The sequence below is a fragment of the Archangium sp. Cb G35 genome, from assembly GCF_001896145.1.
GTDB classification, from domain to species: domain Bacteria; phylum Myxococcota; class Myxococcia; order Myxococcales; family Myxococcaceae; genus Archangium; species Archangium violaceum.
This window is the reverse complement of the sequence record NZ_MPOI01000019.1, coordinates 1-22,869: the sequence shown is the minus strand read 5'-3', so window position 1 is coordinate 22,869 and position 22,869 is coordinate 1. Positions and strand designations below refer to the sequence as shown.

Annotated in this window: 13 protein-coding genes; 8 read left to right on the top strand and 5 right to left on the bottom strand. The window is 69.8% G+C overall.

Translation table 11 applies throughout. The features are described from left to right. Nucleotides 1–50: 50 nt before the first annotated feature. A complete protein-coding gene (locus BO221_RS44775; protein WP_233166545.1) occupies nt 51–1,424 on the top strand; it encodes an SET domain-containing histone-lysine N-methyltransferase in 1,374 nt (457 codons plus the stop codon). 6 nt (nt 1,425–1,430) lie between these two features. Here the strand turns inward: BO221_RS44775 and BO221_RS44770 are convergent, their stop codons facing one another. After that, on the bottom strand, nt 1,431–3,143 hold the full coding sequence (locus BO221_RS44770) for a hypothetical protein (RefSeq protein ID WP_369866136.1): 1,713 nt from the start codon (nt 3,141–3,143) through the stop codon (nt 1,431–1,433). A gap of 122 nt (nt 3,144–3,265) precedes the next feature. Next, the gene (locus tag BO221_RS44765; protein ID WP_158080027.1) at nt 3,266–4,789 is read right to left on the bottom strand and encodes a serine/threonine-protein kinase; all 1,524 of its coding nucleotides are present in this window, start codon (nt 4,787–4,789) and stop codon (nt 3,266–3,268) included. A 284-nt stretch (nt 4,790–5,073) separates the two neighbouring features. Between BO221_RS44765 and BO221_RS44760 the strand changes: the two genes are divergently transcribed. Next, nucleotides 5,074–10,176, top strand: coding sequence for a hypothetical protein (locus BO221_RS44760; RefSeq protein ID WP_073567064.1), 5,103 nt, complete (start codon nt 5,074–5,076; stop codon nt 10,174–10,176). Between the two features lie 42 nt (nt 10,177–10,218). On the opposite strand, the gene BO221_RS44755 is transcribed toward BO221_RS44760, so the two are convergent. Then, nucleotides 10,219–11,136, bottom strand: a complete 918-nt coding sequence (locus BO221_RS44755; RefSeq protein WP_143196049.1) for a hypothetical protein — start codon at nt 11,134–11,136, stop codon at nt 10,219–10,221. Between the two features lie 245 nt (nt 11,137–11,381). On the opposite strand from BO221_RS44755, the gene BO221_RS44750 reads away from it, so the two are divergent. The 5 genes from BO221_RS44750 (at nt 11,382) to BO221_RS44730 (ending at nt 18,899) form a co-directional block, all read left to right on the top strand. After that, on the top strand, nt 11,382–13,205 hold the full coding sequence (locus BO221_RS44750; RefSeq protein WP_073567062.1) for an AAA family ATPase: 1,824 nt from the start codon (nt 11,382–11,384) through the stop codon (nt 13,203–13,205). Between the two features lie 287 nt (nt 13,206–13,492). Beyond that, on the top strand, nt 13,493–13,771 hold the full coding sequence (locus BO221_RS44745; protein WP_073567061.1) for a hypothetical protein: 279 nt from the start codon (nt 13,493–13,495) through the stop codon (nt 13,769–13,771). Nucleotides 13,772–13,871: 100 nt separating this feature from the next. Next, complete coding sequence (locus BO221_RS44740) at nt 13,872–14,243, top strand: hypothetical protein (protein ID WP_143196048.1); 372 nt, start codon at nt 13,872–13,874, stop codon at nt 14,241–14,243. Between the two features lie 679 nt (nt 14,244–14,922). Beyond that, nucleotides 14,923–16,482, top strand: a complete 1,560-nt coding sequence (locus BO221_RS44735) for an MDR family MFS transporter (RefSeq protein WP_083682433.1) — start codon at nt 14,923–14,925, stop codon at nt 16,480–16,482. Further along, the gene (locus tag BO221_RS44730; protein WP_073567059.1) at nt 16,479–18,899 is read left to right on the top strand and encodes a PEP/pyruvate-binding domain-containing protein; all 2,421 of its coding nucleotides are present in this window, start codon (nt 16,479–16,481) and stop codon (nt 18,897–18,899) included. The genes BO221_RS44735 and BO221_RS44730 overlap by 4 nt, the downstream gene beginning before the upstream one ends. A gap of 231 nt (nt 18,900–19,130) precedes the next feature. Here the strand turns inward: BO221_RS44730 and BO221_RS44725 are convergent, their stop codons facing one another. Beyond that, nucleotides 19,131–20,357, bottom strand: a complete 1,227-nt coding sequence (locus BO221_RS44725; protein WP_143196047.1) for a hypothetical protein — start codon at nt 20,355–20,357, stop codon at nt 19,131–19,133. 96 nt (nt 20,358–20,453) lie between these two features. On the opposite strand from BO221_RS44725, the gene BO221_RS44720 reads away from it, so the two are divergent. Next, nucleotides 20,454–22,337, top strand: coding sequence for a WD40 repeat domain-containing protein (locus BO221_RS44720; RefSeq protein WP_073567057.1), 1,884 nt, complete (start codon nt 20,454–20,456; stop codon nt 22,335–22,337). Nucleotides 22,338–22,415: 78 nt separating this feature from the next. Here BO221_RS44720 and BO221_RS44715 read toward each other — a convergent pair. Next, nucleotides 22,416–22,869 (bottom strand): Ig-like domain-containing protein (locus BO221_RS44715; protein WP_233166544.1); only part of this gene is annotated, 454 nt, incomplete at its 5' end.

The window sequence follows — 22,869 nt, the reverse complement described above, 5'->3', positions numbered from 1 at the left end:
GTCGTTGTACGCGCTCATGGCGCGTGAGACCGTAGTACATATAGACCCGCATGACGCTCGCCCCTCCATCGGCCACTCCCCCGCCGTCAGAACTGAGGACCTCCCCCGAGGACTCGGATCAGAAGCTCGCCACCCTGCTGCGTTGGCTCGAGGACGGCGGAGCCCGCCTCCCCAAACTGCACATCGCCCGGCAGGAGAACGGTGAGCGCTCCGTGCTCGCCCGGTCCGACATCGCCGCGGGTGAAGCCGTCCTCCAGGTTCCTCGCGGCCACCTCATCACCCTCGACGTCGCCAAAAGCTCCGACATCGGGCGCCTCATCCAGTCCCACGTCAATCCAGACAACGAGGAGATCTACCTGGCCTCCTTCCTCCTCCAGGAGAAGCTCCGGCCTGACTCCTTCTGGAAGCCCTACGTGGACACCCTGCCCGAGGCCTTCCCCCACGTCCCCCTCTTCTTCGGTGACTCCGAGCACGCCCTCCTCAAGGGCTCCTTCCTGCTCACGCTGCTGGAGTTCCAGGGCTACTCGCTCCGGCAGGACCATGCCCTCCTCTGTCAGAAGGTCCCCGGCTACGAGCACTTCTCCCTCGAGGAGTTCGCCTGGGCCCGGCTCTCCGTGTCCTCCCGCAACTTCGGCCTCAAGGTGGGCGGCCTCCAGGGGCGCGCCCTCGTCCCGCTGGCGGACATGCTCAACCACCGCCGGCCTCCCGATGTCCTGTGGGACACCTCGGCCGATGGCCAGTTCTTCGTGATGACCGCCCAGAACGCCGTGGCCTCCGGCCTGGAAATCCACGACAGCTACGGCGCCAAGAGCAATGATCTGCTCCTGCTCCACTTCGGCTTCGTGGCCAGCGACAACGAGCAGGACGAGGTCTTCCTCTCCCTCGGTCTCCCCGAGGGCACCGCGATGGCCTCCGCCAAACAGAAGCTGCTCGGGCTCTCGTCCCCCACCGCGCGTCAGCCTTTCAAGGTGCCGCTCCAGCTCGAGCACGCGTCCACCCAGCGGATGTTCTCCTTCCTGCGCGTGGCCTGCGCCGCGCCCCTCGAGCTGCCCAGGCTCGCTCCCCGGCTCCTGACGGGCCTGGGCTCCATCAAGCCGCTGGGCATTGCCAACGAGGAGCGTGTCCTGCGTGCCCTGGGCGCCGCCTGCGAGGCCCGGCTCGCCGCCTTCGACACCTCCCTCGACGAGGACGAGCGGCTGCTCCGCGAAGAGGCGCTCTCCTACAATGCCCGCAGCTGCGTCCTCCTGCGGCGCGAGGAGAAACGGATGCTGCGCGCATGGAGCGAGCTGACCCGCACCGGTCTGGAGCTGCTGCGCATGCCCCGCGCGGAGCTGGAACGGCTCGCCGCGCTCCCCCAGTCTCCCTGGGGCTGGTTCGATCGCTACGTCCGCGAGGCCGTGCTGGAGCTCGTCCGCCGCGCGTAGACGGCCTCAGTCGCAGCGGTAGCAGAGCGTCCGCGAGCCGCTCGCCACCCAGGGCGCGGCGTGCTCCCTGCACACCGCGTCCGGCCGGGCCTGAAGCCCACGGACGACGTCCGCCAACGGCGAGCCCTCCTCCTTGGAGAAGCGCTGGTAGCCTTCCCAATCCGAAGCGGAGGCCTCCCAGAAGACACACAGGCCCGGCCCCTGCCTCACCTGCCCCGATACGAACAGCGGCCAGTGCCCGTTGGTACGGCTCCAGTCGTCCGGCACCCAGCCCAGCTCGACGTTGGTGAAGTTCGTCCGCGGCCACGAGGGGCTCAGATACCCTCCAAAGCTCTTGCCTTCCTCGCGCAGTACCTGGCGGGCGAGCGCGACGGCTCCCCGGTCCTCCAGCGCATCGAGGTTGGGCAAGGGAGGTTCAGCGCGCACGCGATCCCAGTAGCTCGGCACGTAGATCTTGAAAGCCCGGCCCCACCCGCGCGTCACCTCGAAGAGCCCCACGGCGACCAGCACGGCCAGCGCCCACTCCCATCGCCCCGCACGCGCCAGTCCCTTCTGGAACAGCCCCCCCACCCGGATGCTGATGACGAGCAGCCCCAAGCACAGCAGGAGCACCACGGCGTGGAAACCGTACTTGAGGAAGTAGTAGTCCACGCGCCACCCCGCGCCCAGGTAGGCCTGCTGCACCAGGGCGTTGACTCCGGCGAACAGCAAGGCGAAGTCGATCAACCGCCGCTCGACGGGCTCCTCTCGGGAGGAGAGGAAGCGCACGGCCAGCAACCCCACCACCGTCCAGCACTGCACCCGCAGCGCACGCGCGTACGAGTAGAACGTGATGCCTCCGGAGATGTCCTTCAGGGGCAGCAGCCGCCAATACGCGTACGTGGCGGCCGCGAGGAACACGAGCCCCAGCAGCACCACCCCGCCGCGGTACTTCGAACCGGATACGCGGGTGGCCTCCAGCAGCACGAGCAGGCCACTGGCGGCGAGGAGATCCCCAAGGTTCAGCCCGTAGGTGTAGCGATAGAACACCACGAACACGGCCAGCGCGGCGCAGCGAACCCAGGGGGACCTCGGAAGCGCATAGGCGAGCCACGCCAGCACGAGCGGTACCGTGCCGAAGAGGTGGGCATAGAAGCCATCCGACTGGTGGTAGTGCAGCAACCGCAACAGCAGGAACGGCCACGCCGTGACCGTGGCCACCCACAAGGTGGCCTGCGCCGCCACCATCGCGCGGCCCGAGCGCCAGAGCCGGCCGGCAACGAACTCGAGGCCCCCAGCGAGCGCCAGGGCCATGCTGACGGGCACCAGGTAGAAGCCAGCGCGGAAGCTGGTGAACGTGTCCAGACCGAAGAGCCACCTCAGCCCGTACGTCAGCGTGTGGAAGAAGGTGAAACCCTCGTAGGTTTTGGGCTTGTGGGTGACGAAGTCCATCTGCAGCGCGGCGTGGTTGCCGGCATCGCCTCCCCCTATCGAGACCAGACCGCCCAGGGCGGGGATGCCCAGAATCCGCCACGTCAAGCCCAGCGTGGTGATGAGGTAGAGCACCTGGATGAGCACGAGCGGCCCGTAGGTGGGCCACGCACGCCGCCAGGCGAGCACCTTCCACGTCACCCCCACCCCGCCCGCGGTTCCGGCGACGGCACCCACCCACAAAGGCAGGCCCAGCACGGCCCGGAACAGGTTCGCCAGGGCTCCGGGCAGCAACAACCACAGAAGCACGAGGAACAACAGCGTCCCGAGTCCTCGGGGAGACTCGTCAGGAGACTCTTCAATGGAGGAAGAAGGCTTCGCGTCGGCAATGTCCACGGGGCACGCCGTATCACAGACCCGCCCCGGGGGCGCTACCTGAGCAACGCCTGGCGCGCCGTCACACAGGGCAGCATGGCGCTCACGCCCAGCTCGGCGGAGAGGGCCTCCAGGACCCCCGGGGACAGCCGCGGATCCTGCCGCAACTGGCCGAGTACCCGGGCCGATTCCACCACTCCAGGACTGGCGTTCCGCACCTGGGCGACGAAGGCCGAGGCGCACAGCAGGGCCCTCGCGGCGCGCCCCGCGGGAGGCAGGGAGTCGTGCCCCGTGAGCAGCACGGCGGACAGCACCTCTCCCAACTCCGGGAACCCCTCCACCAGGGAACGCACCCGCGCCAGCGAGGGCATGACGAAACGCCGGGGCTCCTCCAACCGCGCCGCGAGCACGAGCGTGCGCGCCGCCATGACGGCCAGCGCCTCCTCGCCACAGCTTCCCCCCAGCGACGTCACACAGCGGCGGGTGAGCCGGACCAGCAGGGGCGCCATCTCCGCGCCCCCTCCCACCAACTTCAACGCCTCGTCGAGCAGCCGCGCCTGCAGTTGCTGCAACGTCATCGGTTCCGGTGCCTCCTCGAGTGCCGCGTCCGGCGGCGGAGGCGGCCCCACGGGGTACAGCATCGGCGGAGGCTCCGCCTGGACATGGCTCCCAGGCTCCATCCGGACGGCGTGGGGCACAATCTCCAGACGTTCGCCCTGCGCGTCCACCCCCTCCTCGTGAGACGAGCGGCGCCCGGGGAAGAGCCGGGTGAAGAGGCTGGCGATGTCCAGATGATCCACACAGAGCTGGCGCTCCTCGAGGAAGGCCCGCAGGGTGTCCGCGAAGACGCGCGCCGAGCCGAAGCGGGCCCCGGGCTCCGCGGAGAGGGCCTGGAGCAGCACGGTCCAGAGCGAGGGCGGACACCCCGGCAGCGGCTCGAGGACGCGCTCGTCGAAGGTGCCGATGTGGTGGAGGGCCTGGGGCGGCGGGCCCGCGAAGAGCGGCCGGCCCGCGATCAGCTCGTAGAGGATCAACCCGAGACGGAAGACGTCACCGCGCCCATCCGCGGGACGGCCCCGGGCCTGCTCGGGCGTGAGATAGGGCGGATTGCTCCGGGAAGCGCCCCCCGTGTCCACCAGCATCACCGCGCCTCCCTGGGAGATCCACACGTGGCTGGGATGCAGACCCCGGTGGCAGGCACGGGCCTGGTGGAGGCTGTCGAGCCCCTCGGCCACCTGCATGACGATGAAGCACATCTCCCGCAGGCCGATCACCATCCCCCGCGCCCGCGCCGCGAGCAGCGCGCCCAACGGCTCCCCGTCCACGAGCTCCAGCACCCGGCAGGGCCGCTCTCCGCTCAGGCCCGCGTCGAGCACCCGCACGACATTCGGGTGCCCCGGCCCGGTGGCCCGCGCCGGCTCCAGGAAGAGCTCCACGAAGGAGGCATCCCGGGCGACTCCGGGCAGCAGGCGCTCGAGGACGACGGGCGACTCCGGGCTCCCGGGCCCCGTGCTCCGGGCGAGGAAGGCCTCGGCCACGGGGTTCACCGCCAGTCTCCGGATGATCCGATAGCTACCCACGAGCGCCCCCCGGCGTCCCGCCGCCACCCGCGCACCGCCTCCGGCTCCCCTCGGAACCGGCCAGCCCGGGCCTCGCCTGGAAGCTAGGAAGCCCACCGCCTCCGGCACCCCTCCTCGCGGTACGGGTTGCCAGCCCCACAGCGAACGCTGGCTCGCCCTCCCGGCCTGCAAGCCGGGCAAAATTCCAAGAAAGTCGGGAACTTGAGGGGCTTCCGAGCACATGGTACGACCCCGAAAGGCGTGCGACTTTTCGCCTTGATTCCCCTCACGGAGCCCGTTTCCCCATGAGCGAGCGCAACGATCTGCCGAGGATGCCCACCTCGACGTCTCCTGGTGTGTCCTCCCCCGGTGTCCCCGTGGGCGCCGTCACTTTGGGAGGAACCCCCACGGGAGGAACCCCGACCCGTCCGGGTGCCACCGAGGCCCTCGCCTCCACCATCGCCACGCTTCCCGTGGCCTCCAGCCCCGAGCAGGACGCCCGCGAGCGCATCACCACCCTGGAGCGCGAGGCGCGTGCACTCGGCAACGAGCCCCAGGCCGCCCTCCTCTTCCATGAGATGGGCCGCCTCTTCGAGGATCCCCTCAAGAACCCGCGCAACGCGGCCATGGCCTACAACCAGGCCTACCGGCTCGCGCCCCGCTTCCTCGCCAACCTCCGCGCCGCGCGCCGGCTCTTCGCCGACGTGGGCAACTGGCAGATGGCCGTCCAGCTCCTCGAGGCCGAGCTGAACGCCACCGAGACCCCCGCCGATCGCGCCACCCTCCTCTTCGAGAAGGGCACCCTGCTCGAGGAGCGCCTGTCGCGCGAGGCCGATGCCACCGCCGCCTTCCAGCAGTGTCTGGAGCTGCGGCCCCAGGATCCCTCGCTGCTCACCCAGCTCGAGGCCATCTTCGCCGCGCGCAATGACCACGCCTCTCTCGTCGAGGTGTACCGGCTGCTGGCCGCCGCGCTGGAGACTCCCGCCCTGCGCGCCCACTACCTCACCGCCGCGGGCCTGGTGCTCGAGGAGCGGCTCAAGCGGCAGGACGAGGCCGCCGCCTGCTTCCGCGAGGCCTTCACCCTGGATCGCACGGATCTGCTCCTGCTCAACGCCCTCAAGCGCGTGGCCCTGCGCGAGGGCCGCGCCGAGGAGCTGCTCGAGGTCCTCACCGCCGAGGCCGAGGTGCTCGGGCCCCAGGGCGCTCCCGCCTGGCTCCAGCTGTGTAAAATGTACGAGCGGCTCGGGCGCAAGGAGGAGGCGCTGGCGGCGCTGCTCGACGCGCGCCGCGTGAGCCCCAACGAGTCCCTCATCCTCGCCGCGCTCGCCAACATCTACGAGACGCGCCAGCGCTTCGAGGAGCTCGCCGACGTGCTGCTCGCCTGGGTGGGCTGCATCAACGACGAGAGCGAGCTGGTGGCCATCAACCTGCGGCTGGCGGCCCTCTACGAGGAGGATCTCAAGCGCGAGGTGGACGCCATCTCCCGCTACCAGGCCATCCTCTCGCGCATCCCCGGCCACGCCGCCGCGCTCGCCGGCCTGGGCAAGCTCTTCTACCGCATGCAGAACTGGGAGGGCCTCGTCTCCGTCTTCGACGCCGAGAGCGCCTCCAGCCCGGATCCCAAGGAGAAGGCCGCGCGCATGTTCAAGGCGGCGGAGATCCTCGAGGAGCGGCTCGGCCGGCAGGAAGAGGCGATTCAACGCTACAACACCTGCCTCCAGCTCCAGCCGGGCTACCTCCCCTCCCAGAAGGCCCTCACCCGCCTCTACGAGCGCCAGAGCCGCTTCGCCGAGCTCGTGGCCATGTACGAGCAGGATCTGCTCCAGACGCAGGATCGGGATCAGCTCATCACCACGCTCAACAAGGTCGCCGTCATCTACGAGGACCGGCTGAGCGATCTGGACCACGCCATCGAGTGCATGCGGCGCATCCTCGACCTGGCGTCGGACCACCTGCCCACCATCCGCAACCTGTCGCGGCTGCTGGAGCGCGCCGGGCGCTTCCAGGAGCTCATCACCAACCAGGAGCTGGAGGCGTCGCTGGTGGGAGACACCAAGCAGGTGCTCTCGCTCTACCACCGCAACGCGGAGATCCTGGACGAGCACCTGAAGGATCGCGCGGGTGCCATCGCCGCCTACGAGCGGGTGCTGACGCTCACGCCCTCGTACCTGCCGGCGCTCAAGGCGCTGGGCCGGCTGTACGCGCAGGAGGGCAAGTGGGATCTGCTCATCCGCATGTACCGGGCCGAGGCGGAGTTCGCCCCCACGGCGGAGACGGCCGCGTCGCTCATCTACAAGATCGGCGAGCTGTGCGAGCACCGGCTCAAGGACGAGCACCAGGCCGTCGCCTCCTACCAGGAGGTGCTGACGCTGGCGCCGAGCCACTTCCCGGCGCTGCGCGCGCTGGCGCGGCTCTACAAGACCCAGGGCGCGTGGGAGAGCCTCATCGAGGTGCTGCGCGCCGAGGCCGCCAACCGGACGGATCCGATGGAGCGGGCCAACGCCCTCTACCACGCGGCCACCATCTGGGAGGATCAGCTCAAGCGGCCGGAGATGGCCATCGAGGTCTTCCAGGAGGTGCTGCGGATGGCGCCGGGCCACGCCGCCACGCTGCGCGCCCTGGAGCGGCTGTTCCTGGCCGACGAGGACGTGAAGGAGCTGGTGGCGCTGCTGGACCGCGAGACGCAGATGGCCCAGACGCCGGGGGCCAAGGTGGCCGCGTACATGAAGCTGGCGCGGCTGTACCTGGACCACTTCCAGGAGCCCGCGCGCGCGGCCCAGTGCTGCGAGGCGGTGCTGGCGCTGGAGCCCGGCCACCTGTCGGCCCTCAAGACGCTGGAGCGCATCCGCGCGGGTGACCGGGCGCGCCGCGGCGAGCTGCGCCTGCGCCTGGCCGAGGTGGTGAAGGATCCGCGCCTGGGCACCGCCCTGCGGGTGAACGCCGCCACGGACCTGGACAAGGGCACCGACCTGGAGGCCCTGCGCCGCGCCGTGGCGGAGAACCCCCGGGACGTGCGGCTCGCCTTCTACCTGGAGCGCGCCCTGCGCCAGGCGGGCGACGCCGCCGGCCTGTCCGAGCTCTACATGCGCCGGCTCCAGGTGGTGGGCGAAGAGCTGGAGCGCGTGGAGCTGATGCTGCGCTGCGCGGAGCTGGACGAGTCGCGGCTGAACAACCCCCACCGCGCCGAGCAGGCCTACCGCGCCGCGCTCCAGTTGCAGCCGCAGTGCCTGCCCGCGATGCAGGGTCTGCGCCGCCTGCTGTCCCGCAAGGGCGATGCCGCCTCCGCCCGGGTCCTGTTGGAGAGCGAGGCCCGCGTCGCGAAGGATCCCCGCAGCGCCATCGAGGCCTTCGTCGCCGCGGCCCGGATCGCCGCGGGCCCGTTGCAGGACTCGGAGGGCGCCATCGCCCTGTACCGCCAGGCCCTGGAGAAGGATCCGCTGGACGCCCAGGCGACCGCGGGCCTGGAGGATCTGCTGGCCGCGCGCGGTGGCGCGGCGGACCTGGCCACGCTGCAGGAGCGTCGCGCCGAGGCCCGGCTGGCCCAGCAGGATCCCGCCTCGGCCGCTGCGGCCTTCTTCGGCGCGGCCAAGACGCACCTGTCCTCCCTGGGCAACCGCGCCCGCGCCCTGGAGCTGCTCGAGCGCACCCTGTCCGTCCAGCCCGCCCACGCCGAGGCCCTGGAGCTGCGCGCCCAGTTGCTGCTGGAGGAGCACCGGTACGCCGACGCCGCCGCGATGCTCGCCCAGCGCATTCCGCTCGGGGGTGAGCCGGCCCACGTGGCGAAGCTGCACCTGACGCTCGGCGCGCTGTACCAGGACCAGCTGTCCGAGCCGAGCCGCGCGGCCATGCACCTGCACGCCGCGCGCGAGGGCCTGCCGCGCAACACCGAGGTGCTGGAGCGCATGGCCACCCTCTTCCAGCTGGTGCGCAACTGGCAGGGCGCCATGGACTGCCTGCGCCGGCTGCTGGAGATGGATCTCCCCATGGCCGAGCGCGCGCGCCACACCGTGACGCTGGCGCAGATCCACGAGCAGGGGCTGGGAGACGGCGCCTCCGCCTCCACGCTCTACCGCCAGGCCCTGGAGCTCACCCCGGGCGACATCACGCTGGTGGACCGGCTGGTGGTGCTCTACGAGCGCGCCGGCAACCTGCTGGAGCTGTCGCAGATGCTGGAGGCCCAGGCCGCCCAGGCCGTGTCCACCGGCGACACGAAGCGCGCCGCCTCGCTGCGGCTGAAGGTGGCGGACCTGTACGCCGGCCCGCTGGAGGAGCCCACCCGGGCCATCACCGTGTACCGGCACGTCGTCGACGCGGACCCGGCCAACGTCCCGGCCCGCTCGGCCCTGGCCGCCCTGTACATGCGCGACGCGGCGGCCTCGCAGCTCGCCATCGAGGAGAACCGGCAGCTGCTGAAGCTGGATCCCACCCGCGTGGAGAGCCTGCACGCGCTCTTCCGCCTGTGGGAAGGCACCCGGCAGACGGACAAGGCCTTCTGCGCCGCCGCCGTGCTGCACTTCCTGCGCTCGGCCAACGAGGCGGAGGCCACCTTCTACTCGGAGATGCGCAGCCGCCTGCCCACCGAAACGCAGGAGCGCCTGAGCGTGGCGGACGTGGACGCCGGGCTCATGCACCCCTCCTCCCGCGGGCCGCTGCTCGAGGTCATGCGCTCCGTGGGTGATCAGCTCAGCAAGCTGCACCCGGCCCAGTTCGAGCTGCTCGGGGTGGACCGCAAGACGGACAAGCTCAAGCCGGACCATGCCGTCTTCAAGGCCGTGCGCACCGTGGCGCAGGTGTTCGGCGTGGAGGAGTTCGAGGTGTACCAGGCCCGCCGCGGCCTCATCGGCCTGGAGACGACCGAGCCGCTGAGCGTGTGCGTGGGCCAGGACGTGGTGCGCCGCTTCAACGCCCGCGAGCAGAAGTTCCTCTTCGGCCGCGCGGTGCTGGGCCTGCTCAACAAGACGGCGGTTCTCTCCAAGCTGTCGCGCGGCGAGACGCAGGACTTGTTCGGCAACTCCATCCGCATCTTCGCCCCGCTGTTCACCGCGCTGGGCCGCAACAACGAGGAGATGGTGCGGCAGTACCGCCGGGCCTACTCGCGCAAGGCGCTCAAGTCGCTGGAGCCGGCCGCCCTGGATCTGGGCCCCCAGTCCCGGGTGGAGCTGGAGCCCGTGCTGGCGGGCATGGCGTACTCGGCGGACCGCGCCGGCGTGCTGATGTGCGGCGACGTGTCGGTGGGCCTCACCATGGTGCTGCGCGAGGACCCGAACTTCGCCACCGCCCGTCTGGACAACGCCGAGCCCCTGCTCCAGGCCCTGCGCGAGCGCGCCGACCTGCAGCAGATCCTCAACTACGTCCTGTCCGACGACTTCCTGCGCCTGCGCCAGCGCGTTGCCCTGGCGCTGCCGTAAGCTGAAAAAGACCCGAGATGAGGGGCACCCCCCTCCCGCCCCTCACCTCGGATCAACCTGCAAACCCTCTGGCGCACGCTTCGGCGGCAACACCCGCTGGATGGCGAGCAGCGCCTCGCTGTCCAGGGCCACCCCCGCGAACAGGGTGGGTGTCCACGCCCCCTGCCAGAACGCGGCCTGTGTCGGCGGCCCCTGGCGCCAGGCATCCTCCTTGCGGAAGTTGGCCCCGGCGTTGAGGTACAGAACCCACACCTTGAGCGTCAGTCCGGCGTAGACGTTGGCCGGAAAGCCGTTGCCCCCCAGCCCCGCCATGACGCCCAGGCTGAACGTCTGGTGGCGATCCCGGCTGTTGAAGTCCACGGGCAGGAACGCGACCGCGCCCAGCACGTCCACCCGGGGCGCATCCGTGCCCACCGGTGCTGCCCCCGGAGAAGCCCCGCCGCCCCCCGGCCCGAGCTGGACGTCCTCGAGCCGCCTCAGCCCCACGCCGCCTCCCACCATGAAACGGAGCAGCTTCCGCTCGTTCCCGAGCTCCTCCAGCGCCTCCGCATGCTCCGCGGCCATGGACAACAGCGTCTCCTGCCGCACGACGGCCTCGTTCAGCTCCCTGTTCTTCTCCTCCACCGCCCGGACGAGCCGCGCCCGCTGCTCTTTCAATTGCGTGGAAGCCTTTTCATCCGGCCCGATCTTCCCGAGCTGCTCATCCAGGGCCGCGCGCTCCCGGAGCAACCGCGCGATCCGGCTGCTGTGGGAGGCAATCTCGTTGCGCAGCTCGGTGACGACCAACTCCGGATAGCGGACCGGAGGCGGAACCGGAGCCACGGGCGCCAAGGGTACGGCGGGCACCACGGACACGGGCTTGTTCTGCGCCAGCGCCGGCAACGTCCACAGGCAGACAAATCCCAGGCAGCAATGAACGAACCTCCCCGATACGTGTTTTCCTCCATGTGTCGCGGACATCGTCTCCCCCCCCGTGAAACAAGAGCACCCGGCCCGGGCCGGAAAGGAGCGGGTCCTGCCCCCGCGCCTTCACGAGCACTGTGCACCCACGGCGTGATTGGCGCGTGATGCGAGGCTTTGAAACCACGCTCCAAAGCGTGACCGCGGCGTGACAGCGGCATGTCCGCACGCATGCACCTGGCTCACATCAGTCTTGCGGCCTACATCACGGTGCGTGAACAATCCCACTCTTCTGGAGGGGGACCATGCAATCCGTTGCCACGCGTATCGAGGTGCTTGGCCGTGCCCGGTTGACCCTGCCCACGGGCGCCGTACACATGGAGCGCAAGACGGCGGCGTTGGTGACCTATCTGGCCATCGAGGGTCCCACCCAACGCAGCCGGCTCGCCAGCCTTCTGTGGCCGGATGCACCCGACAGCGCCGGCAACCTCCGCCAAAGCCTGCACAGGCTGCGGCGTCCCCTGGGTGCACAAGGCCTCGAGGGAGTCGATCCCATCGGGTTGTGTGAGGGCATCCTCGTCGACGCCCTCCTCTTCCAGAAGCACTTCGAGGCCCGCGAATACTCCAAGCTCATCCACCAGGGCGAGCTGCTCGCCGGCTTCACCTACGACGGCTGTGACGAGTTCGAGGATTGGCTCCGGATCCAACGCGCCCGGTTCCACTACCAGCAATGCCGTGCCGCGGAGACCGAGGCCCTCCGGATGGAGCAGGACGGCCAGTTCGAGGCCGCGCTCGACGTGGTGCGGCGGCTGCTCCAGCTGCAGTCCACCTCCGAGAATGCCTGGCAGGCGGCGATCCGCCTTCATCTCCAGCTCGGGGACCGGTCCTCCGCCCTGCGGGCCTATCGCGACTGCAAGGAACAACTCCACCGGGAGCTTGGCATCGATCCCTCCCCGGAGACCCGGGCACTCGTCCAGGACCTCGAGCGGCCCACGGAACAGGAGCATTCCCGGACCCGTCCCCCCGAGGACAGGTCCCTCGATGACCTCTGCCCTCCGCACCTGCTCGGCCGCGACAACGAGTGGGCCCTCCTGGAAGAGGCCTGGGCCGCGGGCCGTCCCGTCTACGTGTTCGGCGAGGCGGGCATTGGCAAGACGCGGCTGGTCTCCGATTTCTGCAGTGCCCAGGAGGGCTCCTGGCTCCTCGTCGCGGCCAGGCCGGCTGATCCGTCCGCTCCCTACGCGACGAGCGCCCGGCTCTCCCGCTTCGTCCTGGGGCTCGAACCACAACGGCCCCTGGAGCCCTGGGTGCGGCAGGAGATTGCCCGGCTCGTCCCGGAACTCGAGCCCAGCGCACCGCCCCTGCCCTCCAGCCCCGAGGAGAAGGCCCGGCTCGCCGAGGCGCTCGCCCGGCTGATCCGCACCCACTGCGGAAAGATGTCGGCCCTGGTGCTCGACAACGCACACCGCGCGGACGCGGCCAGCCTGGAGCTGCACCTGCGGGTGCAGGATCTGCTGCTGGAGCCGGGGCCCGAAGGCGAAACACTGCGGATGCTCACCTGCTTCCGCACGGGCGAGCTCTCCCCCGCCTTCGAGGACAGGCTGCGCGAGCACCGGGAGGCGGGACTCGCGGCATGGCTCTCCCTGGAGCCGCTGACGCTGGCATCCGTCGGCGAGCTGATCGACGACATCGGCGTCCCCGAGCTGAAGTCGATCGTTCCACAGATGGCGAAGTACACGGGTTGCAATCCGTTCTTCGTCATCGAGACGGCCCGGAGCCTGCTCGCCGCTGGCTTCGACGGACGATTCCCCGCCGCACCACCCACGTCCGACCGCGTGACGTTGATCGTCGAGCAGCGGCTCAAGCGGTTGTCCCCGGATGCGCTCCGGCTGGCGCGCACGGTGGCGCTCGCGGGAGCGGACTTCAGCCTGGAGCTGGCCGCGTGCGTGCTGGGATTGAACCTCGATCAGCTCGCCGCCCCCTGGAAGGAACTGGAGGAGGCGAAGGTGCTTCGTGGCGCCACCTTCACCCAGGGCGTGCTGCGCCGGATCGTCATCGAGACGCTCCCCCAGCCGGTGCGTGAGGCCGTCCTGCGGCGCATCTCCGCCTGGCTGCAACAGAGGCGATGACCTCCGAGTGCCAAGGAGATTCGGACGCGGAGCTGTAGCAAGGGGTGTAGCAAAGCCCCGCTCAGCGCGGGTCGAGCAACCGATGTCCGGGTTGTTGACACGTCAGCCCTCCGCGTTGACACGTCAGCCCTCCGCGTTGACATGTCAGCCTTTGACGCCGGGGTGAAAGCCTTCCTCCATTCCCTCTCCGAAAAGGACCGCGCGTGCTCCTTCACTCCAGGATGACGCTCTGGGCGTAAAAAGCCCGGGCGCTCCGGGTTGGCCTGGCGGTTGCTTGGTACTCCGCCATGCGACCCTATATCGTGACGTTCAACCTGCTGGCCGACTCTTCCGGGCGTTCCCCGGTCGCCGTCAAACTCGAAAGAGACTATCCGAGCGCGAAGAAGGTTACCGAAACCTCCTACTTCATCGCGTCGAACCAGGACCCGGGAACCATCTACGACGATCTCAAGGGGGCGCTGGGCACCCAGCACATGATCTACATCTGCGCGCTCCACTGCCCGTATTTCGGCTACGGGACGTCGGACCTGAACCAATGGTTCACGGACAACGTGGAGTGGAACTGAGTCCGGCTGCCGAGCCCGGTTTCGGCCGGTTGAGTCGAACCTACTCCTAAAAAGGAGGCGGGTTCACTTCCATGGTCATCACTCGCAAGGAAGAGATGCTATGAGTATAGCAAAAGCCACATCAGTACAGATCGACCCCTCTTCTCCGCCCGCCGTTTCCAGGCGGATGATCCTGGCCGCAGGCCAGACCCAGAGCCGGGATTCTGACTACAGCTGCGTCGTCACGAATGACACGGGCAATTACTACATTGTCTATCTGCTGCATGACAATGGCTGGGTCGCGGAACTCTGGGCGCAGCCCCCCGGCCAGACCGTGGCCATTCCGCCCACCTGGAAACTTCGCATCATGACCGCCGACGGCCGGGATGCCTACACGGGCACGACTGGTGGCGGCCAGACCTACTACTATTGCTGGTCAACCACCACGCAGGCCAACAGCACGTTCCACTTCAGCAACATGTCGTACGGGTGACGGACAATCCACCACCTCAACCAGGCTGTTTGGTGTTGCCTCACAGGTTCCGCCGTCCTGTTTCTCCTGAGACAGGTAGGCGTGACTGGCGAGACGCCCGCAACGAGGGGCTGGAGGCCCTCGTTGCGTCGGACCCTCCCGGAGCCCCCTCCTTCTCGCCCCAAGCGGATGTGACAGCGGCGCGGCGGCAAGCGTGATGGCTGCCGCAGCCAGTTCTGCGCCCTCGATTCGGATTGCACCTGAGCGCCGGGTAGGCCCCACACCAACGGAGGCCCCTTCGTGATGGGTGCGGCCCTGCGGGAGGGTCCTCATGAAGACAACCAGCCCCAAAGCCCTTCGATGCGACGGCTTTCGCGACCTTCGAGAAAACAGCCTCGGAGGTCCTGGACTGCTCATGACCGGCGAACCGCACGAAGCACGGGAAAGCCACGCCACCGCGGCAAGCCCATTCACACATCCGTGACAATCCCTGGACATGAGCCAGTCCGTCGTCTATAAGTAAACACCCGTGTACATGGACGGCCCTACCGGGCGCAGGAAGACGACACGCCGCGCACCCCCGCGGCGCACGCGACGAGCGTCGAGCCCCCCAGACGAAGGTGACACGTCTCACCTCTCCCCATCGCTGACGCGAGGCCGAGACGCACGCAATCGTCGATGAAGGCGGCACCTGAGCCGCATGGCCTACCGGGTGAGCCCCCTTCCGGACGGCACCACGCACCTCTTCTTCACAGGGCGGCAACGCTTCCGTCGCATGCCCACGGGCTTCAGCCGCCGCGCACCCCAGACCATGATCACGCCCCTCGCGCCGTCTCCCAGTGCCCCGCCCGCTCCGCAGGGCCGCAAGGCCGTTCTCTCCGCCATCATGCTCTCGCTGTTCCTCTCGGCGATGGACCAGACCATCGTCGGAACGGCGCTCCCCCGCATCGTGGCGGACCTGTCCGGGCTCCACCTGTACTCCTGGGTTTTCACCGCGTACATGCTCGCGTACACCATCGCCGTCCCCATCGGGGGCAAGCTGGGGGATGTGCTGGGGCGCAAGGTGATGATGCTGGCGGGCATCTCCTTGTTCCTCGCCGCCTCCGCCCTGGGAGGGATTGCGCGCAGCATGGAGGTGCTTGTGCTCGCGCGCGGGCTCCAGGGCCTGGGCGGCGGGTGCATCTCCGCGAGCTCCTCGGCGCTCGTGGGAGACCTGTTCCCCCCGTCCGAGCGCGGCCGCTACACGGGCCTGCTCAGCGGCGTCTTCGCGCTGGCGAGCCTGGTGGGGCCGATCCTGGGCGGCGTGGTGGCTGACCACTGGAGCTGGCGCGGCATCTTCCTCATCAACCTGCCGCTGGGGCTCATCGCCATTGGAGTGCTCGCCAGGCTGCCCGGCATGGCGAGCCACCGCGGGCGCTCCCTGGACTGGCTGGGGGCGCTGACCCTGATCGGAGCCATCGTGCCGCTGATGCTGGCGGTCCCGGCCCGCGAGGGAAGCGCGGAGCACGCCGCGGCGTCCATCCGGCTGATCCCCCTGATCGTGGGGGTGCTGATGCTGGGATTCTTCGTGCTCGTCGAGCGCCGGGCCAGCGAGCCCATCGTGCCGCTCGAGCTCTTCCGCCGGCCCGTCTTCGCCCTCTGCATCGCCACGGCGTTCGTCTCGGGGCCGGCGCTGTACGTGGGCGGTGTCTTCATCCCGCTGTTCATGCAGGGCGTGCTGCACTCGAGCGCCTCGGCCACCGGAATGGTGATGATGCCGATGATGCTGGTGCTCGTGGTGGGAAGCATCATCGGCGGGCAGCTGGTGTCGCGCACCGGCGTGTACCGATGGATCGCCGTCTGTGGGCTGGCGCTGTCGACGGCGGGCACGTTCGCCCTCTCGCGGCTGAACCCCTCGACGACGCCCTCGTTCATCATGGCGGCGCTGGCGCTCATCGGCTTCGGGTACGGGTTGACGCTGCCCACGCTGTCGCTGGCGGCGCAGAACGCGGTGGAGCACCGCCACCTGGGAGTGAGCGTGTCCCTGCCGTCGTTCGCGCGCAACCTGTCGGGCACCCTGGGCGTGGCGCTCTTCGGTGCGCTGATGGCACGGCGCCTCGAGGAGGGCATCGCGCCCGCGGTGGCGCACGTCTTCCTGGTGGCCACCGGCGTCCTCGCCACCGCCACCTTCATGGGCTTCTTCCTCCAGGACCTCCCGCTGCGGCGCACCAACGAGGAGCCTGAGGAGAGCAGAACCGTTTCAGGAGAAGGACAAGCATGAGCACGCAGGGACCGAGGTTGATTCCACTGGAGCGGAGCGAGGGCGACGAGGTGGGCGGGAAGGCCTCTGGCCTGGCGAAGCTCATCCGGATGGGGCTGCGAGTCCCCGAGGGCTACGTCATCGTCGGAGCCACTCCGGGGCAGCTGCCCGAGGGCCTGGAGGAGGCGTGCGCGAAGCTGGGCGATACCGCCCTGGCGGTGCGCTCGTCGGCGCGGGGTGAGGACGGCGCGGAGACGTCCTTCGCGGGCCAGTACGAAACGGTGTTGGACGTGCGGGGCGCTCAGGCCCTGCGCGAGGCGGTGGAGCGCTGCCTGCGGTCCGCGCACGGCGTCCGGGCGGATGCCTACCGTGACGGGTTGAGCGCCGCTGGCGAAACCCGTATGTCCGTGGTGGTGCAGCGCATGGTGGACGCCCGCGCCGCCGGCGTGCTCTTCACCGTGGATCCCGTCAGCGGCGCCAGGGACCGGGTGGTGGTGAACGCCGTTCCCGGCCTGGGCGAGGCGCTCGTCTCCGGCCAGAGCGCCGCGGACCAGTTCGTCCTCTCGCGCGACGGGAAGGTGCTGGAGTCCCAGGCGCGGGGCGAGACTCCCGCCATCGACGCGGCCATGCTCCAGGCCCTGCTCTCCGACGCGCTCACGGCCGAGGCGAAGCTCGGGCACCCGGTGGACATGGAGTGGGCCATCGCCTCCGACGGCACGCTGTACTGGCTCCAGGCCCGGCCCATCACCACCCTGGACGCGCCGGATCTCAACGAGCTGGACTCACCGCCCCCTCCCCCGGACTGCGTCCTCACCACCTACAACGTCAGCGAGGTGATGCCCGGGGCGGCAACGCCGCTGACCTCGAGCGTGTTGGGGCGGCGGCTCGATACGATCATGAGCGACATGTACGTGCGCTGCGGCGTACCGCCCGAGGAGCTGGAGGGGCGGCCGCTGGTGTTCAACTTCTACGGCCACCAGTTCATCAACATGAACACCATGTACTTCCTGGGGACGCAGGTGCTGGGGGCGAGCAAGGAGGACATGGACTACGCGCTCGCCGGGTGCGTGCTGCCGGACGTGGACCTGGGCCCGAACGCGCCGTTCCACCGGCGGCTCTTGAATACCGTGCGGTACTTCCGGCTGCTGTTCCAGGCCCGCGAGCGGCTGGACACCTTCACACGCCAGACGGCGGACTTCCGCTGGACACCTGGCCAGGACATGGCCACCGCGTACCGGCGGCTCTACGAGGCGGTGGATGTCGTCCGCGAGGCCTTCGCGGTGCACATCCACACCTCGACGTTCTCCAGCGCGCTGCTCTCCCTCATCCTCCGGGTGCTCAGCGGTGGGAAGCGGGCCGAGGCGCAACACAACGCGGACGCGGCGGCACTGCTGGCTCACTCGAGCGAGGGGGCCACGAACGCCCACGTGGCGTCGAGCTCCCTGGGGATGGCGGAGGCGATGGACAAGGTGACGGCGGCGCTCTGGGCGGACGCCGAGGCGTCGGCACGGTTCGTCGCCCTGGGACAGGACGAGGCGCTGGCCTGGCTGCGCGAGGGCGCACCCGAGCCCATCCGCACCGCGTTCGCCGGCTTCCTGCGTGACCACGGGCACCGCTGCATCCGCGAGATGGAGCTGCACGCGCGGGACTGGCAGGAGGATCCTCGGCCGCTGGTGCTCAACCTCCAGCGCGCGGCGAGCGTGCCGCGGACGGCCCCGCCGGCGCGGAAGGAGGACAGGACCCAGGAGGTGCTCGCGCGGCTGACCCCCGGGGCTCGCCGGTTCATCGGCTGGCTGTTGCCCAGGGCCCGGGAGGCCGTGGTGCTCCGCGAGCGCTCCAAGTCCCTGAGCGTCCGGTGCACCCGGCAGCTCCGGTACGGCTACCTGGAGATCGCCCGGCAGTTGGTGAAGCAGGGGCGGCTGCCAGACGAGGAGCTGGTGTTCTTCCTCACCCACGAGGAGCTGGGCCAGCTGGTGAACGGCGAGGAACGGGCACTGGTTCGCCGCGCGCAGCACCGGCGCAGGCTGCATCCACAGAAGATGGCACTGGAGTTCCCGCGCGTCATGAGGGGCAAACCCGTGCCCCTCGCGCCCTCGAGCGAGGGAGGAGACGCCGAGGCGGCGATGCACGGGACACCGGTGAGCCGCGGCATGGTGGTGGGGTTGGCGAGGGTGGCGCGAACGCCCGAGGAAGCCGTGGAGATGCGCGAGGGGGAGATCCTCATCGTGCCGTACACGGACGTGGGCTGGGCACCGTACTTCTGCCGGGCGGCGGGACTGGCCACGGAGATCGGCAGCCCGCTCTCGCACGGAGCGGTGGTGGCGCGGGAGTATGGGCTTCCGGCGGTGGTGAACCTGCCGGGCGCCACGAAACGCTTCAAAACGGGCGACACGGTGCGGCTGGACGGCAACACCGGCGAGCTGCGCCGGTTGGGGTAGCGAGACGGAGTGCCAGCGGCACCGGATGCACCCCACGTCGCCAATCCGCGCGTGCCGCTGGCAGCCTCGCTGCTGTGCATGAAGATGCTTGCACCCTTAAGCCTGCCTCCACACCAGCCACCGAGTTGGCTGGCGCTTGGACGCTGTGGCTGCCCGTCGTCACCGGCGCCATCGTGAGGCCCCGATCTTCGATGAGCTGCCCAGGGACCCGGGGATGTAGCAAAGCCCCGCTCAGCGCGGGTCGAGCAACCCCGCGTCCCTGATGTTCTCGAGCCCCTTCAACCAGACCGATTCGTCCGTGTCGGCGTTGTACACGCTGACCGCGCCGCCTCGCGCGTACAGGAGGAGCGTCCGCCCATCTCCGCTGATGTCGTGCGTCCCCTCGAAGCCTTGGGCATTCAGCGCACGGACCTCGTCCCGGTCGAGCGAGTACTCGTACAGCTGGGAGACGCCCGTGGAGTAGTAGTTGCTCTCGATGAAGTACACCGTCCCGCGCCGCGCGCTCACCGCCTCGAGCCCAAAGCCACTGCAGTAGGTATCATGCGTCCGCCAGACCCGCTCCTGCCCGGTGCGCAGGTCGAGGCGACGATAGGTGCCGGGATTCGACTCGTCGCAGCCCCCTTCATCGGTCACTCCTTCGCGATAGAAGACCATCGTGTCCCCCAGCAGCATGGGCGATAGCATTCCTTTTCGCTTCTGCTTCATGGGAGGCCCCAGCTTCCAGGGCTTCGTGCCCGTGGGGTCCATCGTGGCGATCCGGACTCCACTCCGCTCATGCCTCATCACCGTGCGCGGCTCCCCCAGGACCAGGTCGTTGCCCGCCGTGTCCGTCACATGCGCCGGCAACACACGAATGCCCTCGGGCCGGGGCCCGAAGCTCCAGCTCCACCACTCCGAGGTGGTCACCGTCCCGTTGGACACGAGCACGCGAGAGCCGTCGGCCGTGAACAGCTCAGGAATCTGAGAGTGGTGAACGTGGTTGCTGGTCCACTGCGCCGGCGCTCCGGGGGTGACGGCCACGACCCCCTCCAGGTCCCCCATCACGAGCAGGCCGCCCTGCTTGACGCGCCCCGCCTTGTCGGTGGGCACCTCGAGCTTCCGGCCCGACAGCGTCATGCTCACCAGACGGGACGACGAGGTATCGCCCGAGACCGAGGCGGCCATTGCCCAGCGTCCCGTGGGTGGGTGCACGGCGAGGAACCAGAGCGAGCACGGCTCCGTCTCCCGGAACAGCTTGCCCTTCTCGGGTCCGCCCAGCATCCGGCGCTCCTCCACCTGCTGGCACTCCGCGAGGGTTCGCGAGCCCCCCGAGTCGACGTAGACGACCTTGCCAGGAACGAGGGCAATCAACGGCACCGGGGACACCGTTGCGTTTGGAGATGCGGAGGGTTCGGCCCACGCCGTCGCGGACGTGGCCAGCAGTGCTGTGAGCACCGTGCTGCGTAAGATGCCGTGCATGCATCTGATGACGGACGCAGCTGTCTTGTATTCACCCCGAGTGCGATGCTCTTCATCCTCCGGGGGCCGTAACACGGGCGTGTTAGCGTCGCCGCCATGACGGAAGATCCGCGGCGCGCGTTCGAGGTCCTGAGCAGCCTGGCCACGCTGAAGGAGGCGGCCGGCAAGGGGGAGCTGGCCGCCCATCGGAAACGGCTGCTGGCGCTCTCGGCGGAGTTTCCACCCGGCTCCCCCTCCGCCACGGCGCTGGAGGGGCTGGCCGCGGCGCTCCAGATGGATCTCGCCTTCCTGCGGGTCTACCCAGACGCTCTCTTCGCGGTGCTCCACTGGCGTTGCTCCCATCATGACAGCCCCGAGCTCACCGGGCTCGCGCGGCGCTGGAGCGAGGAACACGCCCAGGGAGGGCCACACGGTGTGTGGGTGCGTCCCCTGGGACCACCCCCCTTCGTGCCGGGCGGTCCGCTGCTCGCCGAATTGCGCACGGCGCGCCCCCACCGGCTCCTCTCGCCGATGACCGCCGAGGGACATGTCCTCCTGGATGAGCGGATGGCCTACCGCCACTGGGACATCGAGGAGGGAACGCTCGTCGACAGGCGGGACGTGGTGATTCCAGAGCCTCCCCTGAAGCTCGTTACCCGCGCCTGGGAGAGCGCCGCGCTCCACGATGTGGCCACCGACACGCACCGCTGCGAGCTCGAGATTCCAGTGGACGCGAACGCCAATACGGGGAGCTTCTCGCCGGACGGGGCCCTGTTCGCCCTCGTCGGACACGGGGATGAATATGCCTTCGGCTTCATGCACCTCTACGAGGCGGCCACGGGGCGGCTCTTGCGGAAATGGGAGGGGCCGCGGCCATTCTGGGACAAGCCCGTGTTCTCCCCGGATGGCCGGCGCCTGCTCGCGCCGAGTCGCGCGGGCCTCTTCCTCCTGGACATCGAGACCGGCCAGGAGGAGTGCCTGCCCATCCACGACGCGGAGGGCGCGGCACTCTCGGGGGATGGCCGGAGACTGGTGACCACGGATGGCCAGGTGGTGCGGGTCTGGGATCTCGCGCGGCTGCGTGCACTGGAGCCCAGACAGGCCGAGCCGTCAGCGCCCATGGCCTTCTCACCGGATGGCCGGCGCCTGGTGATGGGTGCCTGGCTCCACGACGGAGCCACCGGGCAGCGCCTCCGGAAGCTCGATATCCAGCGGGGGAACTACCTGGAGGGCGGACCACCAGAGCACTGGTTCGCCTGCGGGACCCGGCGCATCATCTCCCTGGAGGGGGGCGTACACGTCTGGGACACGGAGAGCGGCGAGCGGCTGGCCCATCGGACAAACGTCCTCTACGTGATTTGGTTCCTGACGGCATTCAGCGCCGATGGCCTGTGCTACGCGGTCGCGAAGAAGGACTCTTCCAACGCCGAGGTGTTGGATACCGACACTGGCGCGCTCCGAGCCCGGGTCGAGACGTCGCGGGGTGGCCTCGTGTGCCTGGCCCTCTCGCCGGATGGCCAATGGCTCGCTGGCGGCACCAAGGAGGGCACGATCGAGCTCTGGAGCGCCGCCGGTGGAGAGCGGCTCGTCACCCTCCCCGGCCATGGCGTCCCGGTGAACGCGCTGGCCTTCTCTCAGGACAACCGCCGCCTGGTCTCGGCCGGGGACAACGAGGCGCTGCGGCTCTGGGAGATTCCCAGCGGCGTGGCGCTCGCGGTCCGCCCGCTCGACGCGCGGGACCTGGCCAACAGGCGTCTCCCGCGCCAGCGCTGGGAAGCAACGCCCGAGGCGCTCGGGGCGCTCTCCGGCTGGGAGGGTTTCGTGGGGCCACGCCCGGGGCCCTTCTCCGCCGGGGTTCACGGGGGAGTGACGATCTTCCTCCACCGGGAGAACCGGCGGCACGCGGCGGCGTTCCCCGTTGCCGGCCCCTGGCTGCCCCGCCCGGACGGCGCGATGTGGGCCTCCCCCTCGGCCCAGGTCATCCTCGAAGGCCGGGTCTGAGACGCCATGCGCGGCAAGTGAGCGAACCACGCCTCCGCGCCGCTCACGCTTCGTCGAAGCGCTCCAGCGAGGACACTCTCAGGCCCGCCGGGCCGCGCGCCGGCCCCGCCACGAGCCCCGGGCGAGCAGCAACAGCAGTCCCGCCCAGGCGAGTGAGGCCCCCTCCGCCGTCGAGGCGCAGCCTCCGCAACCGCCCGTCGGAGCCGTCACGGGAGGCTGGGTGACCGGGGCCGGCGCCACGGTGATGCGGACGGTGACGGGCTCGGAGGCGCCCTGCCCGTCGCTCACGCGGTAGGTGAAGGAGTCCGCCCCCTCGAACCCGGCCGAGGGCGTGTAGACCAGGGCCGGCGCGGTACCCGAGAGCGTGCCATTCGCGGGAGCCCCCACCACCTCGAAGGACAGCGCGTCGCCATCGCCGTCGGTGCCCTCGAGCCGCACGGACACCGGCTCGCCATGCGGGGTGGTGAACGACAGGGCCCTGGCCACGGGCATGTCATTCACCGGCGTGACGGTGARTGACATGCCCGTGGCC